The sequence below is a fragment of the Yoonia sp. 2307UL14-13 genome (assembly GCF_037572755.1).
Lineage (GTDB): Bacteria > Pseudomonadota > Alphaproteobacteria > Rhodobacterales > Rhodobacteraceae > Yoonia.
The window spans coordinates 152,719-163,834 of sequence record NZ_JBBIFZ010000003.1; the positions used below are offsets into that span (position 1 = coordinate 152,719).

The window sequence follows — 11,116 nt, forward strand, 5'->3', positions numbered from 1 at the left end:
AATTCGCCACTCTTTAACGATTGTTCTGACCTAACGTCATGAGATTTAGGTTACCTGAGATCAAATTACCAATTATGTAATCGTAAGTATCTGAAAGAATTAATTTTTCTAATCTTCGCCAGCAGATGCGGGAAAGCCAGATCAACGTGACGCCCAAGAAATGCCCAAATATTAACCACAGATGAACAATCCATTGCTTTGCCATTCATGGACGCATTTTCATATTGCGATACGTGTATGTTTCGGCTGTTGGGGATTGCCGGTAAATTGGGACGACGGAGTGACGAGTATGAATGTCAGAGATTTCCCCTCGGAAAGTGATCTGTTGGTCGAACAAGGTCGGGACGCGACCAAAATTTCCGTGTATCGCCGTTACTTGGCGGGACCGCAGCGGGACAATCGACAGGTAAAGCAACCCGATGCCGCCAATATCGATCGCTTTCCGTGCGTCGACGATATTATTGATCGCCTGACCAATGATGTCGAAAGCGAGCGGAAACGCATCGGCGCCTTTTCCTGAACCCTGCCTCAAATCGGCCGAGTTATGCGCCCTTCGCCCAACTTGAACAAAAACTTGCCCAAGAATTGACATCAGGCCCGACTACCCCAAGCGCATGCGTATTCTTGTCGCCGAAGACGAGCTGGTGCTCGCCCAACAAATCAAGAGCGTCCTTTCATCCGAAGGCCGCGTCGTCGATCTGACGCATGACGGCAGCGAGGCACAGTTTCTAGGTGAAACAGAGCCCTATGATGTCATCATCCTGGATATCGGCCTGCCACAACGCGATGGCATCACGATCCTGAAAAGTCTGCGCGCCAAGAAGGTCACGACGCCGGTTCTGATTCTTTCGGCCCGCGATGGATGGTCGGATCGAGTCGATGGTCTGGATGCCGGCGCCGATGACTACCTGACCAAACCATTCCACATGCCCGAATTATCGGCCCGTGTCCGTGCGATGATCCGCCGTAAGTCAGGCCAGACCGACCCGGTATTTCGCAAAGAAAGTATCGTTTTCGACACGCGCAGCAATCAAGTGACAGTGGACGGCATTCCGACCAGTCTGACGGCACAGGAAGTCGCCGTCCTGTCCTATCTGTTCCACAATGCGGGGCGTTTGGTATCACGCACGGAATTGTCCGAACATATCTATGAATACGATGGCGATCGCGATTCCAACACGATCGCCGTTTTCGTCAACAGGCTGCGCAAGAAGCTGGGCAATGAACTGATCGAAACGGTCAGGGGCCGCGGCTACGTCATCAAAACGGCAGCATGATCTCTCTGCGCACACGCGCGGTCGTCGCGGGGATCATCTGGGCGAGCTTTGCCATTCTGATTGGCGTGTTCGGTTTGGCCCGTTATCTGGAAAACCAGACCCAAAGCCAATTCAACGAACAGTTGCTGGACCGCCATCTGTTGGTGGCGATCGAGGTCGCGAACTATGCCGACACGCCGGATCGTATCGCTCAGGCGATCGCCAATCCTGTCTATTTGCGCCCGATGTCTGGACAGTATTGGCAGGTCACGCGACCAGATGGAATGGTCTATGTCTCACCGTCGCTGGGTGACGCGCGCCTGCCGGATGCGGACCCGGGCAATCAAGGTATTCAGATCGTCAACTTCGTCGGACCGCGTGGCGATATGGTCCGTGGCGTAGAAGAGCGGATCACCCTTGAGGATGGATCGGTCTGGACCGTTCAGGTCGCATCCTCGCTTCTGGCATTGACGGAGGATCGGGCGCGGTTGCGTAATAACCTGGCGGTGGCCTTTGGTTTGATCGCGGTGATCGGGATCATCAGTGCGTTTCTGCAAGTCACGGCGACCCTGCGCCCGCTGAATGCCTTGCGGCGCGATGTGCTGACGCGCTGGAACACGGAAGGCAACCTCGAACCCGACGGGTATCCGCTCGAGGTCGCGCCGCTGGTCAATGACATCAACACCTTGATCGAACGAAACCGTGGAATCGTCAGCCGGTCACGCAGGCAAGCCGCGGACCTCGCCCATGCGATCAAAACCCCCGCCGCCATCGTCCGGAACGAGCTGGAGAGCCTGCGCAGCGGGGGCCAGCCAGTTCAGCGTGCGATCGATGCGCTGGATCGTTTGGACGCGCAACTGAAACGATCATTCGCCCGGATGCGCGCCGACGGAGGCAATGCGGCGGTGCAGACCTTTACCGATCTGGACACGTCACTGGGGCGATTGTTGCGTGCATTCCGATCGATGGCCCAAAACGAAAACAAGCGGCTTGAGATCGACCTGCCCAAGGGACTGCGCGTTCGTATGGATCAGGCGGACTTTGAAGAGGTGATGGGCAACCTGATCGACAATGCGATGAAATGGTCCCAAAGCCAAATCAGCATCACAGTGAAAAAACGCGACAGCGCGGTTGAGATCAAAATCCAGGATGATGGGCCCGGTATTCCCGAGGATGCCTATGAAATGGCGACCCTCAGTGGACAGCGGCTTGATACGTCCAAGCCGGGCACCGGTCTTGGCCTGGCCATTGCGGCCGATCTGGCCCATGCCTATGGCGGCAAGGTTTCGCTAAGCGTATCGGACAGACTGGGCGGATTGGCGGCGACGGTTCACCTGAAAACCTCGGGTTTGTAACGGGGCTGGCGACGACCAGGCACAACCGCTAGACCATCAGCAACGAAAGGGTGCGCGATGCGGCGGTTGACGATTCTGGTGGCGGTTCTGGCAGCGATTTACAGCGGCTATTGGTTCGTGGGTTCACGGACCCTGGCCAACGGGATCGCTTCGGCACAGGCAGAGATCCGTACAAGCGGATGGGACATCGCCTATGCCGACCTGAGCACGATCGGTTTTCCGTCCCGTTTCGATACGACCGTAACCGCGCCAACCGTTGCTCCACCGGACGGAATGTGGATGTGGCAGGCCCCGTTCTTGCAGATATTCGCCCTGTCCTATGCGCCAAATGAGGTGATCGCGGTGTTCCCCGATGAACAGACGTTCCGCATGGGGCGGCAGACGATCGCGATCCAATCTCAGGACTTGCGGGCCAGTGCCGCCGTGAAAGCCAGCACCGCGCTGGCCTTTCGCGATGCCACGGTCGAGATGGATGCCGCCACCGCGACGTCGGATGCGGGCTGGGCGATCGCGCTGAACAGCGCCCTGATCGCAATGCGGGGGCAGGAGGACACCGAAAACGCCTATGACGTTTATGCCGATATTGATGAGCTGCGCTTACCCCAGGATGCGATCGCCCGGATTGACCCCGACGGTGTTCTGACCTCAACGATCGACAACCTGACCATCCACGGCGCGGTGCAATTCGATCAACCGCTTGACCGAAACACCGCAGAGCCACGGATCACCGGAATAGCGCTGAGCTCGCTTAACCTGCAATGGGGCGGTTTGACCATAAATGGCGATGGCGCGATCACGGTGGATGAGGCCGGTGTTCCCGAAGGCCGCGTGACCCTGAAAACAAGGCAGTGGCGCGAGATGATCGAGCTGTTGGTCAACGCCGGGTTGATCCGGCCCGGCATGGCAGGAATGGTCACCAACACGGCGCAATCGCTTGCAGCATCCGACGGAACTTTGGATTTACCGGTCAGTTTTCAGAGCGGTTTCATGTCGGTCGGCCCAATCCCCTTGGGGCCAGCACCCCGGCTTCCTTAGTCGAAACCGAAAAGCCCGGTCAGCGCGCGTCGGACAAGGCCGGACACTGTCGGTCGTTTTTCGTTGCGGAAGGCCAGGGGGCGGCAAACCTCGATCGCGGCGATGCCGACGCGCGCGGTCAGCGCGCCATTCACGATACCTTCACCGAAGCGGCGGGAAACTTTCGACAGAACCCCACCCCCGGCGACGGAGCCAATCAGATCATCACCGACGGCAACCGCGCCGGTTGCAACCAGATGGGTGAAGACCGTCCGGGTCAGCCGCCAGTTGCCCAGGGCACCGGTCCGCCCGCCGTAAACCTCGGCGATGCGGCGGATCATGCGCAGATTGGCGGTGAGCGCCGCAAACACGTCCGCCAGCGCCAAGGGCACAATGGCGGTTACTGTGGCGACTTGGCGCGCCGCGGCCTCGACCTCACGCGAAGCGCGGGCGTCGAGCGGGGCGAGAAGGGTGGTTTCGGCAAAGCCAAGCAGGCCGTCGGCATCAAGAATCTCCGCCTTCTTTTCCTGCAGCCGTGACAGACCCCAAGCGATATCTTCACGGGTGCGGTAGAGGGTTTCGAGCTGTGTCGTCACGGCCTGCGCGGTCTTTAGATTTTTGTTTTCCAGCGCATCCGCTGCCTGATGCTGGATCAGATCCAGGCGCCGGAGACGCGCAAATGAGGCGAGCTCGCGCATGGCCACGATCACCAGGATCAGCAACAGTGCGCCCAATAGCAGGGTTGCGATGGTGCCAAAAATGACTGATCGCGCCATCAGGCCGGTGACATAGTCCCACGCGGCGAGAGAGATTATGAACCCGAGAAGGGATAGAAGCACTGTCCAGAACCAGCGTGCCAGAGGCGAGGTGCGCCGGGTCGCCAGCGCGGCGACTTTTTGCATTGCCGCGCCGTCTGGGTGTTCGACGGTGTCGGGGACTGCGGGCACCTTTTCAGGACTGGCCGGTTTCTGGTCTTCGAGGTCGATCAGGACGGGCCCACTGGTCATGGTGCTGACCTCCAGACATAGTGGACATCGGGAACCTGTTCTTCATTGTGCGATCCGTCCGAGAATGCTTTGGCCACAAATCCGTGCCTTTCGTAAAAGCGCCGTGCGCCGGTATTCTCCTGAAAGCAAAACAGGCTCAGCCGGTCGGCGCGGGCCTTCATCTTGTCCAGCAGGGCCGCACCGATCCCACGACCCCGCGCATCCGGGGCAAGGTAGAGTTGACCGATCTCTTCACCATTGCGCACGATGAATCCCCTCACACCGGCATCATCGGCGACGATGACATCCGACTTTTCAACGGCTTGCCTGATGAACCAGCGATCCTCGTCGACCGTGTGAAGGCGTGGCACAAAATTCGTTACGTTGAACCAATGGCCCAGGATATCGGCCATGTCATCGACATCAGACGGTGTCGCAGCGCGCAGGATCATAGCCGATCCCCGATCAGAAACTGCGCCGCCTTGTCCAGCCTGATATGCGGCGGCCCTTCGCCGGGGCGGAGCGTCAGCGGTGCGGGGGCAAAGTTCATGACGCTGTAGTCGGCGTCCAACCATTTTTCGTCCCCCGCACGGGCCGGGGCCAAAAGGTGCGACGGATCATCAGGCAGTTTCCCGGGATAGAACGCCGCCTGCTTGCCACTGTCCAATAACCGCCCACGCACGACATCAAGCGGCCCTTCGCGGTGATCCATCGTTTCCTCGACCGTGGTACGCAAGGCGGCAATCGACATCGCCATGGTCTTGGCCCCAGCGAAATCGGCACGGTCTTTCGCCTCGCGCAGGAGCGCCTCGGTGATCGCGGTCAGTTGTGGATGTTGGCTATGGTGCAGATGGTCGGCCTTGGTCGCGGCGAACAGGATGCGTTCGACTTGTCGCCCCTGAAATAGCCGGGTCAGGAAGGCGTTTTTGCCGGGGCGAAATGCGCCCAGTATCCGCGCCATCGCGCCGCGCAGATCATCAAGTGCAGCAGGACCGGCATGGATGGCCCCTAATACATCGACCAAAACGACCTGTCGGTCGATCTTGGCAAAATGGTCGTAAAAGAACGGGCGAACGACATTGCGTTTATAGCTTTCGAAACGCCGTTCGAATTCGCGACCAAGCGCACCGCGTGGAAATGTTGGGCCAAGAAGCGGGGCGAATGTCAGGACGGGCGAACCGGCAAGATCACCCGGCAGGAGGAACCGACCGGGCGAACAGTCCGAGAAACCAGCCTCGCGTGCGGCGCGCAGATGGGCAGTGTAGCTTTCGGCCAGTGCCTGCGCCTTGGGTTCGTCCAGTTTCGCACTGGCGTCGATGTCGCTGATCCGTGCCAGATAAGCATCGCCACCCGGTCGACCAGCGGCACGCTCCAGCGCGCCTGCGGCCCAATCCTGATAGGTTTGATCAAGCAGACCAAGGTCGAGAAGCCACTCACCCGGGTAATCCACGATGTCGATATGTACCGTGCGCGGCCCTGACATCCCAGCCAGCAACCCGGTCGGCTGCACCCGTAGTGACAGACGTAATTCGCTGATCGTGCTGGTCCCTTCGGGCCAACGGGGCGTTTGGGCCGTCAGACGATCCAGATGTGCCTCGAACGCGAAACGCGGCACCGTATCATCCGGTTGAGGTTGCAGATACGCGGTGCGGATGGCGCCGTTCGCAGCCGCCTTCAGTTGCGGCATGCGACCCCGGTCCATCAGATTTGCCACAAGCGATGTGATGAAAACGGTCTTGCCCGCACGCGATAGCCCCGTCACCCCCAGCCGGATCACTGGATCGGCGAAGGGTGCAGACAACGTATCCGCCACCCGATCGACCCCGCGCGTAATCCGATCAGCGATCAACGAGATAACCAAGGACTGCTCCTACTTGCCTGCGGTTCAAGATAGGGGCGGTCATCCGGGATGTGTAGGGATTGATTTCGGGCATGCGCGGCCCTATCCGGCACGGATGCCACGTTACGCCCTTCTTGTTGAATATCACGGTGCATCCTTCGCGGGGTGGCAGCGGCAAAAGGGCGTACCATCGGTTCAGGGCGCCATCGAAGCCGCCCTTGCCAAGCTCGAACCGGGTGAACACACGATCGCGGCCGCGGGTCGCACCGATGCGGGCGTGCATGCGCTGGGCCAGGTGGCCCATTGCGATTTGACCAAGGATTGGGACCCGTTTCGGCTATCGGAGGCGTTGAATTATCATCTAAAGCCCGATCCCGTCGCGATACTGCGGTGCGCGCACGTCGATAATGCGTGGCATGCCCGATTTGACGCGGTCGAGCGGCGCTATCTGTTTCGCCTGATTTCGCGACGGGCGCCTCTTACGTCAGAGGCCGGACAGTTGTGGCGCGTTAACCACCCGCTTGATACCAGCGCGATGCAGGCAGCGGCGGATGGGTTGGTTGGCCATCATGATTTCACCACGTTCCGCTCGACCATTTGTCAGGCCAAAAGCCCGGTCAAGACGCTGGATGAGTTTCGGGTCGAGGAGGTGCCGCGCGATGTCGGCACCGAATACAGGTTTCATGTCCGCGCACGGTCGTTCCTGCACAATCAGGTGCGCAGTTTCGTTGGTACGCTGGAACGTGTCGGGGCGGGCGCGTGGACGCCGGAAGATGTCAAAGCCGCACTAGCCGCCCGAGATCGGGCCGCTTGCGGACCGGTTAGCCCACCAATGGGACTTTATCTGGCTGGAGTCCGGTATCCGACCGATCCATTTACTTAAGCAACCCGTTCCAAACCATCCACGACTGATTGGGTAGTGTCCTTGGAGATGATTGACCGTCGAAAACACTGCCTGTTCACGCACGTCAGCGGTTGTAAGTTGCAGTTCGCGATGCAGCCCGGTCGGCGTCCATTCACGCCTTAGTTCTCTGTCAGGCTGCAAGGCGGATATCTTTGGAAGCCGGATAAGAAAACCTTCTGCCTTGCGTTCGGAAATGGTTTGGAGTGGCCGGAGCGTCGAGATGATCACAAATTTTCCGCTCGAGCATTTCATTGTCGCGCGAAAGATGAAAGGTGAACCATTGGGGCCATGGGCATGCAAAATCACCAGATCGCGCACCAAAATGGCTTGATCTGTTAATCTTGGGTAAAAATATCTCTATTTCAAATGCTTACCGGCATGCCGCTATCATCAAATACCCTTAACTTTTCCTATGTTGGCCGCAAAGCAAACATATTTAAGCTGCATCACCGACTCGTTTGATTATATATCTTGAGCGGCGTCGTTAATGGCGCAAGGTTTGGTGGCACATGACAGCGACTCAGAGCGCAGGCATGGAAGAGGAGAAAAACGAGGCGCTCCCTGACGGGACGTTGCTTCTTGGCGACCAATTCACAATTCTTCGTCAGCTGGGCAAAGGTGGCTTTGGCATCACTTATCTGGCGCAGGACAACTACCTCGATCGCGATGTCGTCATCAAAGAATGCTTTCCCGAGGTGTTTTGCCATCGGTCGGGTAAATCCGTTCTCGTCCGCTCGACCGCGAATTCGGATAAGTACCGTTCGCTCGTCGACATGTTCATGCGCGAGGCCCGTAGCATCGCCAAGCTACGGCACCCCAATATCATCGGCGTGCACCGGGTTTTCGAAGACAACGATACCGCCTACATGGCGCTGGACATGATCAACGGGCGTGACCTGCAAGAAATTGTCAAGAACGATCCAAATGCACTCTCCCCAAAAGATGTCAAAGAGATTCTGCTGAAACTTCTGGATGCAGTGAGTGTTGTCCATCAGCAGGATCTGCTGCATCGTGATATCTCGCCCGACAACATCCTGCTGGATAAATGGGGTACGCCGGTGCTGATCGATTTCGGTGCCGCACGCGAAGAAGCCAGCCGTGAAACACGCGCACTTTCAGCAGTGCTGGTGGTGAAAGACGGTTATTCACCGCAAGAGTTCTATTTCTCTGGTGGCAAGCAAACCCCGTCGAGCGATCTTTATGCACTGGCGGCCACGTTCTATCACGTCGTTTCGGGCAACATCCCTCCCAATAGCCAGACCCGCATGGCCGAGGTGGCCAGCGGCAACCCTGATCCGTGCGAGCCACTTCAGGGTCGATTCGACGCCTACGACGACCGGTTCCTTGCTGCGATCGACAAGGGGATGCGCGTCCTACCGAAAGAACGCCTGCAATCCGCTCAGGAATGGCTGGACATGCTGGATCCATCAAAGGCCGCCGCAAAACCGCTTGAGCTGTCGCCCAAAAAGGATCTGAGCAAGGCGCTGACACGTTTGATTTCGGAAACCAACGAATATGTGCGGAAATCCGAACCGAAAGAGGAAAAGCCCAGACCGGTTCCGCAGCAAAAGCCGCGCGTGGAGGTTCCGGATTGGGTCCGCGAGTTCAATGAAGAGACCGAGACGCTGGACAAAAAACCAGCGCAAAAGCCGCGCGCTGAACCGCTTGTTCTTGAAAACACGCTAAAACTGGAAAATCCGGTTCGTAAAACCCCTGCCATACGCGAAGCCGTTGCCGCGGTGGTGGAAAACACGCAGACATCTGATCAGCCCGTCAGCGATATGCCAAAAGGTCTGCGTGACAAGCTGCGACGCAGGCTGGGGCGTATCCGGTCAAGTTGGTTGTGATCTGCCATCTGGTTAGATCAGAAGAACCTGCGTTCCGACCGTAGCATAGCCATACAATTCCGCGATCTGCTCATTATAGAGCCCGATACATCCATTCGACGACCGCCGACCTATCTTGCGCGTGTCGTGTGTGCCGTGAATCCGGTAGTATTGCCACGACAGATGAAGTGCGTGCGTCCCAAGCGGGTTGTCCGGCCCCGGTCCGATAAAGTCGGGCCATTCGGGGTTGCGTAACTTCATCGCCGGGGTGGGCGCCCAGCTGGGTCCTTCGACCTTGCGGGTGATGGATGTTCGACCTTTGCGGGTAAGATCTTCGGTCAATGGCACGCTGGTGGGGTAAAGTTTGTAGATCGATTGATCCTCGGACCAATAGTGCAGCGCGCGTGACTGGATATCGACCAGGATCGCCCCGTTTTGCAGATTGCTGAAGTAAGGCTGCCAGTCGAGCGAGCGGAAGCTGGAGATGTTCCGTTTCACACCAGCGCTGATGTCGCTTTCAATTTCAGTTGTTCCGGCAGTTTGCGCGACGGCACCGGTGCCCAGCGCGGCTGCACTGGTTGCCAGAAAACCGCGTCGAGAGAATTTTCCGATATCGTTAGCCATCTGACCCTCTGTGTGATCCTGCGTTTCACGTTCCTTAGCGTGTCGTCTAAATTATCACAATTCAAACAATCGTCAGCGATCATCGTTCCCGCAATGCGCATTTGAAGTGTAACGCCAATCCCGATAATGAATGTTGAACGCGATAAAAGAGTAAGCAATAGATGTATCGACGCGAAATGATGATGGGTGCTGCCACCCTCGCCTTGACGGCTTGCGGTGGAACGACAAGCCGTCAACTGGGCCCAGACGGTCTGCCGTTGCCCACAGTTTATCGAATCCAACCCGGCCAAGAGGCCGAAATTCAGTTTCGTATGCTGGATAGTGTGAACGCCTTGCGCAGCGCACAGGGCCGCCAGCCGGTCGAACTGAACGCACAGTTGAACGCCGCCGCCGCAACCCATGCCCGCGACATGTCAGTGCAGAACCGGCCGTGGTTATTCGGCTCTGACGGGTCCAGCCCGCTGGACCGCGCGCGGCGTGTGGGTTTTGCTGGCCGATTGCTGGGTGAAAACATCTCGGAATCCTTCGAGAATGAGGTTCAGACCCTGGGCGCGTGGATGGAGCAGGAGAATACACGCACCGTGATTTTGGATCCGGATGCACGCGAGATGGGCTTTGCATGGTTTCAGGAACCTGCGGGCAAGTTGTGGTGGGTGCTGAATATGGGCAGTGATCCCGCAGTCAGGCAACCTATTCCAAGCGCGGCTTTCTGAGAATTTCCGGATCAAGTTCAGGACTATGCCAGCTTAGGCGTAAATATTGATTTGCGTGCCGTTTTTGACCATCGCGTAGATTTCATCCATCTGATCGTTCGTCACCGCTATGCATCCCCATGTCCAATCCGGGATACCGATATGGCGGCTAGGTGTGCCGTGGATGAAGATATCGCCGCCCGGGTGGACGCCCTTGGACCGGGCATAGGCGATGTCTGCCGCATTGGGGTAAGAGATACCGAGCGACAGGTGAAACCGGCTATATGGGTTGCGTCTATCGATGATGTAGGCGCCTTCTGGCGTGCGCCCGTCACCTTCCTGTACCTTGTGTCCGGTGGGCGCGAAGCCCAGTTCGAAATCATAGGCTTTCAACAGCTTGTTGTGGTGCAACAGCTGCATGTGTCGATGCCCCTTGAAAACCTGGATACGGGTCACTTCCGGCCCGCGGTAACCGGTTGCGCAACCTGATACGCCCAGCGCAGCCCCAACCATCATGGATCGTCTTGAAATCATTACTCTGCCCTTCGTCACGGTCTTTGCCGCTTGTACTGTCAGCGTACCGCAAAATTGCGGTTAAAAATAGGCAAAGATAGCTGAT

Annotated in this window: 12 protein-coding genes; 7 read left to right on the forward strand and 5 right to left on the reverse strand. The window is 57.9% G+C overall.

Annotation, left to right across the window (positions count from 1 at the left end; translation table 11 throughout):
* The first annotated feature begins 181 nt into the window (after positions 1 to 181).
* From V8J85_RS10285 to V8J85_RS10300, 4 genes are all read left to right on the forward strand, one after another.
* The gene (locus V8J85_RS10285; RefSeq protein ID WP_339953644.1) at positions 182 to 520 is read left to right on the forward strand and encodes a hypothetical protein; all 339 of its coding nucleotides are present in this window, start codon (positions 182 to 184) and stop codon (positions 518 to 520) included.
* A 94-nt stretch (positions 521 to 614) separates the two neighbouring features.
* Positions 615 to 1,277 carry a response regulator transcription factor gene (locus V8J85_RS10290; RefSeq protein WP_339953645.1) on the forward strand — a complete coding sequence of 221 codons (663 nt, stop codon included), beginning with the start codon at positions 615 to 617 and terminating at the stop codon, positions 1,275 to 1,277.
* Positions 1,274 to 2,611, forward strand: coding sequence for a HAMP domain-containing sensor histidine kinase (locus V8J85_RS10295; RefSeq protein WP_339953646.1), 1,338 nt, complete (start codon positions 1,274 to 1,276; stop codon positions 2,609 to 2,611). Before V8J85_RS10290 ends, V8J85_RS10295 begins: the two co-directional genes overlap by 4 nt.
* Before the next feature lie 57 nt (positions 2,612 to 2,668).
* Positions 2,669 to 3,646 carry a DUF2125 domain-containing protein gene (locus V8J85_RS10300; RefSeq protein ID WP_339953647.1) on the forward strand — a complete coding sequence of 326 codons (978 nt, stop codon included), beginning with the start codon at positions 2,669 to 2,671 and terminating at the stop codon, positions 3,644 to 3,646.
* Here V8J85_RS10300 and V8J85_RS10305 read toward each other — a convergent pair.
* The 3 genes from V8J85_RS10305 to V8J85_RS10315 are packed head-to-tail and all read right to left on the reverse strand — an operon-like array spanning position 3,643 to position 6,472.
* Positions 3,643 to 4,632 carry a YcjF family protein gene (locus V8J85_RS10305; RefSeq protein ID WP_339953648.1) on the reverse strand — a complete coding sequence of 330 codons (990 nt, stop codon included), beginning with the start codon at positions 4,630 to 4,632 and terminating at the stop codon, positions 3,643 to 3,645. The genes V8J85_RS10300 and V8J85_RS10305 overlap by 4 nt on opposite strands.
* Complete coding sequence (locus V8J85_RS10310; RefSeq protein WP_339953649.1) at positions 4,629 to 5,063, reverse strand: GNAT family N-acetyltransferase; 435 nt, start codon at positions 5,061 to 5,063, stop codon at positions 4,629 to 4,631. Before V8J85_RS10310 ends, V8J85_RS10305 begins: the two co-directional genes overlap by 4 nt.
* Positions 5,060 to 6,472 (reverse strand): YcjX family protein, encoded by a 1,413-nt coding sequence (locus tag V8J85_RS10315; RefSeq protein ID WP_339953650.1) that lies wholly within the window; start codon positions 6,470 to 6,472, stop codon positions 5,060 to 5,062. The genes V8J85_RS10310 and V8J85_RS10315 overlap by 4 nt, the downstream gene beginning before the upstream one ends.
* A gap of 94 nt (positions 6,473 to 6,566) precedes the next feature.
* Between V8J85_RS10315 and truA the strand changes: the two genes are divergently transcribed.
* Together truA and V8J85_RS10325 are read left to right on the forward strand one after the other, a co-directional pair.
* Positions 6,567 to 7,334 carry a tRNA pseudouridine(38-40) synthase TruA gene (truA, locus tag V8J85_RS10320; RefSeq protein WP_339953651.1) on the forward strand — a complete coding sequence of 256 codons (768 nt, stop codon included), beginning with the start codon at positions 6,567 to 6,569 and terminating at the stop codon, positions 7,332 to 7,334.
* 530 nt (positions 7,335 to 7,864) lie between these two features.
* Positions 7,865 to 9,202, forward strand: coding sequence for a serine/threonine-protein kinase (locus tag V8J85_RS10325; protein ID WP_339953652.1), 1,338 nt, complete (start codon positions 7,865 to 7,867; stop codon positions 9,200 to 9,202).
* 12 nt (positions 9,203 to 9,214) lie between these two features.
* Here the strand turns inward: V8J85_RS10325 and V8J85_RS10330 are convergent, their stop codons facing one another.
* A complete protein-coding gene (locus V8J85_RS10330; RefSeq protein WP_339953653.1) occupies positions 9,215 to 9,805 on the reverse strand; it encodes a L,D-transpeptidase in 591 nt (196 codons plus the stop codon).
* A gap of 161 nt (positions 9,806 to 9,966) precedes the next feature.
* On the opposite strand from V8J85_RS10330, the gene V8J85_RS10335 reads away from it, so the two are divergent.
* The gene (locus V8J85_RS10335) at positions 9,967 to 10,518 is read left to right on the forward strand and encodes a CAP domain-containing protein (protein ID WP_339953654.1); all 552 of its coding nucleotides are present in this window, start codon (positions 9,967 to 9,969) and stop codon (positions 10,516 to 10,518) included.
* Between the two features lie 33 nt (positions 10,519 to 10,551).
* Here V8J85_RS10335 and V8J85_RS10340 read toward each other — a convergent pair whose 3' ends face one another.
* On the reverse strand, positions 10,552 to 11,013 hold the full coding sequence (locus tag V8J85_RS10340) for a L,D-transpeptidase family protein (RefSeq protein WP_339953844.1): 462 nt from the start codon (positions 11,011 to 11,013) through the stop codon (positions 10,552 to 10,554).
* Between the last annotated feature and the right edge of the window lie 103 nt (positions 11,014 to 11,116).

Coding starts and splice junctions, on each gene's coding strand:
- V8J85_RS10310 (WP_339953649.1), bottom strand. CDS start 5,063: ATGATCCTGCGCGCTGCGACACCGTCTGATGTCGATGACATGGCCGAT.
- V8J85_RS10330 (WP_339953653.1), bottom strand. CDS start 9,805: ATGGCTAACGATATCGGAAAATTCTCTCGACGCGGTTTTCTGGCAACC.
- V8J85_RS10300 (WP_339953647.1), top strand. CDS start 2,669: ATGCGGCGGTTGACGATTCTGGTGGCGGTTCTGGCAGCGATTTACAGC.
- V8J85_RS10340 (WP_339953844.1), bottom strand. CDS start 11,013: ATGATGGTTGGGGCTGCGCTGGGCGTATCAGGTTGCGCAACCGGTTAC.
- V8J85_RS10325 (WP_339953652.1), top strand. CDS start 7,865: ATGACAGCGACTCAGAGCGCAGGCATGGAAGAGGAGAAAAACGAGGCG.
- V8J85_RS10285 (WP_339953644.1), top strand. CDS start 182: ATGAACAATCCATTGCTTTGCCATTCATGGACGCATTTTCATATTGCG.
- V8J85_RS10295 (WP_339953646.1), top strand. CDS start 1,274: ATGATCTCTCTGCGCACACGCGCGGTCGTCGCGGGGATCATCTGGGCG.
- truA (WP_339953651.1), top strand. CDS start 6,567: ATGCCACGTTACGCCCTTCTTGTTGAATATCACGGTGCATCCTTCGCG.
- V8J85_RS10290 (WP_339953645.1), top strand. CDS start 615: ATGCGTATTCTTGTCGCCGAAGACGAGCTGGTGCTCGCCCAACAAATC.
- V8J85_RS10305 (WP_339953648.1), bottom strand. CDS start 4,632: ATGACCAGTGGGCCCGTCCTGATCGACCTCGAAGACCAGAAACCGGCC.
- V8J85_RS10335 (WP_339953654.1), top strand. CDS start 9,967: ATGTATCGACGCGAAATGATGATGGGTGCTGCCACCCTCGCCTTGACG.